Annotated in this window: 3 protein-coding genes; 2 read left to right on the top strand and 1 reads right to left on the bottom strand. The window is 60.8% G+C overall.

Annotated elements, in window-relative coordinates; translation table 11 throughout:
* Nucleotides 1-1,144 (bottom strand): signaling recognition particle receptor family protein (locus D8V06_RS26525; RefSeq protein WP_130932123.1); only part of this gene is annotated, 1,144 nt, incomplete at its 3' end.
* A gap of 345 nt (nt 1,145-1,489) precedes the next feature.
* Here D8V06_RS26525 and D8V06_RS26530 point away from each other — a divergent pair.
* Both D8V06_RS26530 and D8V06_RS26535 read left to right on the top strand, forming a co-directional pair.
* Nucleotides 1,490-2,845, top strand: coding sequence for a pitrilysin family protein (locus D8V06_RS26530; protein WP_056853994.1), 1,356 nt, complete (start codon nt 1,490-1,492; stop codon nt 2,843-2,845).
* Nucleotides 2,838-4,270 (top strand): pitrilysin family protein (locus D8V06_RS26535; protein WP_130932122.1); only part of this gene is annotated, 1,433 nt, incomplete at its 3' end. The genes D8V06_RS26530 and D8V06_RS26535, both read left to right, overlap by 8 nt.

Here is a 4,270-nt window from a genome sequence, read left to right on the forward strand (position 1 = left end):
GCTCTTCCATCAGGTTGTCTTTGGTGTGCAGGCGACCGGCGGTGTCGGCGATCAGAACATCGATGCCACGGGCCTTGGCGGCTTGCACGGCATCGAAGATGACCGAAGCCGAATCCGCGCCTGTGTGCTGGGCAATGACCGGGATTTTGTTGCGCTCACCCCAGACCTGCAATTGCTCCACCGCCGCCGCACGGAAGGTGTCACCGGCGGCGAGCATGACTTTCTTGCCTTCCAGTTGCAGTTTCTTCGCCAGTTTGCCGATGGTCGTGGTTTTGCCGGCACCGTTGACGCCCACCACCAGGATCACGAACGGCTTGTTCTGCGAGGCGATTTTCAGCGGTTGTTCGACCGGCTTGAGCATCGCCGCCAATTCGGCTTGCAGGGACTTGTAGAGGGCGTCGGCATCGGCCAACTCTTTGCGCGCGACCTTCTGCGTCAGGCGCTGGATGATCACCGAAGTGGCCTCTACCCCAACGTCGGCGGTCAGCAGACGGGTTTCCAGGTCATCGAGCAGTTCGTCATCGATGGCTTTCTTGCCCAGGAACAGGCTGGCCATGCCTTCGCCGATGCTGGCACTGGTCTTGGACAAGCCTTGCTTGAGTCGGGCAAAAAAACCGGCTTTGGTTTCTTCGCTGCGTACAGGCTCGACCGGAACTTCAACCGGGGCAACGGCCACCGGCTCGATGACAGGTGCAGGTGCAGGTTCGGGCTCAGGCATCTGGACAACCGGTGCCACCGGTTCCGGGACCGCTTCAACGACCGGTGCGACAACCGGCACTGGCTCAGGGGCAAAGGCACTTGGAGCAGGAATCGGCGGCGTTACATGGGGCGCCAGCTCGTCTTCGACCAACGCCACCGGCTCTTCCGCCACGGGCAAGGTCAGCCAGGGTTCTGCGGCCGGGGTCAGCGGCAGTTCGGCAACGATTTGCGGTTCAGGTTCGACGGTCGGTTGCAGCACCGGCTCGGCGATTGGCAGGACGACCGGCGCTGATGCTTCTTCTATTACCGGCGCAGGTGTGGGTTCAGGGAGTGGTTGTGGCTGTTCGACGACGGATTCCTGCGGTTTTTTGCGCAGCCATCCGAACAGGCTTTTCTTTTCGCCAGCCGTAGCTGGGGTCTTCTTGTCGTCGTTGGAACCAAACATGGAGGACGGCTATCTCACGGTAGCGACGCGCCAACGGGCGCCCCGGCAAATAAATATTCGATGCAGAACAGACTGCGATTGCTACAGCTTGTTCACGCGCAACATTTTGTCGAGGTGCAATCGGGCACCTTGCAAAAAACGACTTCACGAAGGACTGAAGCGTAATAATCGGCGAAAACGCAGAGTTTAGTTGATAAACCATAGCTTTCTGCCGCAAACCCAAACAACCTGATCACACACAAAGGTCTGATAGGCGTGGCCGCCAGTAAAACGGATCAGTATCCTAGCACCCTCTCGCCCGCCGACGCTAAGACCTAGCGGGCAGCCCAACAGGTTTAAACACGAATGAATGCTCTAGCCCGCCGCGCCGCAGGCCTGCTGCTCAGCACAGTTTGTCTGCCCCTCTCGGCCCTGGCTGCCGACCCGCAACCCACCCACGAGTTCACCCTCGACAACGGCTTGAAGGTCGTCGTGCGCGAAGACCATCGTGCGCCGGTGGTGGTTTCCCAAGTCTGGTACAAGGTCGGCTCCAGCTACGAGACACCGGGTCAGACCGGCCTGTCCCATGCCCTGGAGCACATGATGTTCAAGGGTAGCGAGAAAGTCGGCCCTGGCGAAGCGTCGTTGATCCTGCGCGACCTCGGCGCCGAAGAGAACGCCTTCACCAGCGACGATTTCACCGCCTACTACCAGGTGCTGGCCCGCGACCGCCTGGGCGTGGCTTTCGAACTGGAAGCCGACCGGATGGCCAGCTTGCGCCTGCCACCGGACGAGTTCGCCCGCGAGATCGAAGTCATCAAGGAAGAACGCCGCCTGCGTACCGACGACAAACCGATGTCCAAGGCTTACGAACGTTTCAAGGCCATGGCCTACCCGGCCAGCGGCTATCACACGCCGACCATCGGCTGGATGGCAGACCTGGAGCGCATGAAAGTCGAAGAGCTGCGCCACTGGTATGAATCCTGGTACGTGCCGAACAACGCCACGCTGGTGGTGGTTGGCGACGTGACACCCGAAGAAGTCAAAACCCTGGCCCAACGCTATTTCGGCCCGATCGCCAAGCGTGACGTGCCTGCCGCGAAAAAACCGCTGGAACTGGCCGAACCCGGCGAGCGCCAGATCACCTTGCACGTGAAGACCCAATTGCCCAGCCTGATGCTGGCATTCAACGTGCCGAGTATCGCCACCGCCGAAGACAAACGCTCGGTGAACGCCTTGCGCCTGATTTCCGCGCTGCTCGATGGCGGCTACAGCGCACGTATCCCGACCCAACTGGAGCGCGGCGAAGAGTTGGTGTCCGGCGGCTCGTCGAGCTACGACGCCTACACCCGCGGCGATAGCCTGTTCACGCTGTCGGCAACGCCCAACAGCCAGAAAAACAAGACCATTGCCCAGGCCGAAGCCGGTTTGTGGAAGCTGCTTGAACAGCTGAAAACCACTGCGCCGACCACTGAAGAACTGGAGCGTGTGCGGGCACAGGTCATCGCCGGCCTGGTTTACGAGCGCGACTCGATCACCAGCCAGGCCACGGCCATTGGCCAACTGGAAACGGTCGGGCTGTCCTGGAAACTGATGGATACCGAGCTCGCCGATCTGGAAAGCGTGACCCCGCAAGATATCCAGAATGCCGCCAAGCTGTATTTCACCCGCGAACGTCTCAGCGTCGCCCATGTTCTGCCAGAGGAGACGACTCATGAGTGAGCGTAAAAAACCGCGCCTGGCCCTGTTCGGCCTGATCGCCGTCGCGCTGATCGGCTCTGCCGCGTTCTATTTTTCGAAAACCGACGAATCCAATGCCAGCGAAGCCCTGGACAAGGCCAAGGCCAGCCAGAAGCTGCAATCGCTGACCGAACTCAACGGCAAGGCACCGAGCCGCCGCAAACTCGACGTGCAGACCTGGAACACCGCCGAAGGCGCCAAGGTGTTGTTCGTCGAAGCCCGTGAACTGCCGATGTTCGATATGCGCCTGATCTTCGCCGCCGGCAGCAGCCAGGATGGCAGCGCACCCGGCCTGGCCGTGCTGACCAACGCCATGCTCAACGAGGGTGTGGCCGGCAAAGACGTCAGCGCCATCGCCCAGGGTTTCGAGGGTCTGGGAGCCGATTTCGGCAATGGCGCTTACAAAGACATGGCGGTTGCATCGCTGCGCAGCCTCAGTGCAACGGACAAACGTGAACCGGCCTTGCAGCTGTTTGCGCAAGTCGTCGGCAAGCCAACCTTTCCGGCCGACTCATTTACCCGCATCAAGAACCAGTTGCTCGCCGGCTTCGAATACCAGAAACAGAACCCCGGCAAACTGGCCAGCCTGGAGTTGATGAACCGCTTGTACGGCGATCACCCCTATGCGCACGCCAGTGATGGCACGGCAAAGTCCATTCCCGAGGTGACCCTCGCGCAACTGCGCGCTTTCCACGAAAAAGCCTATGCCGCGGGCAACGTAGTCATCGCACTGGTTGGCGATCTGTCCCGCGCCGAAGCCGAGGCCATGGCCGCGCAGGTGTCCAGCGACCTGCCCAAAGGTCCGGCCCTGCCGAAAATCGCCCAACCGACCGAACCCAAGGCCAGCATCGGCCACATCGAGTTCCCGTCCAAACAGACCAACCTGATGCTTGCGCAACTGGGCATCGATCGTGATGATCCGGACTACGCCGCACTGTCCATGGGCAACCAGATCCTCGGTGGTGGCGGTTTCGGTACTCGACTGATGAGCGAAGTGCGCGAGAAGCGCGGCCTGGCCTATGGCATATATTCGGGCTTCAGCCCGATGCAGGCGCGTGGCCCGTTCATGATCAACGTGCAGACCCGCGCCGAAATGAGCGAAGGCACTCTGAAACTGGTGCAGGACGTCCTCGCGGACTACCTTGCAACCGGTCCGACCGAGAAAGAACTCGACGACGCCAAGCGTGAACTGGCCGGCAGCTTCCCGCTGTCCACCGCCAGCAACGCCGACATCGTCGGTCAACTGGGTGCCATTGGCTTCTATGACTTGCCGCTGAGCCACCTGGAAGACTTCATGCAACAGTCGCAGAACCTGACCGTCGAGCAAGTCAAAGCGGCCATGAACAAACACTTGAGCACGGACAAAATGGTCATCGTCAGCGCTGGCCCGACCGTGCCGCAAAAGCC

The organism is Pseudomonas sp. Sample_24 (assembly GCF_004307605.1).
Taxonomy (GTDB): domain Bacteria; phylum Pseudomonadota; class Gammaproteobacteria; order Pseudomonadales; family Pseudomonadaceae; genus Aquipseudomonas.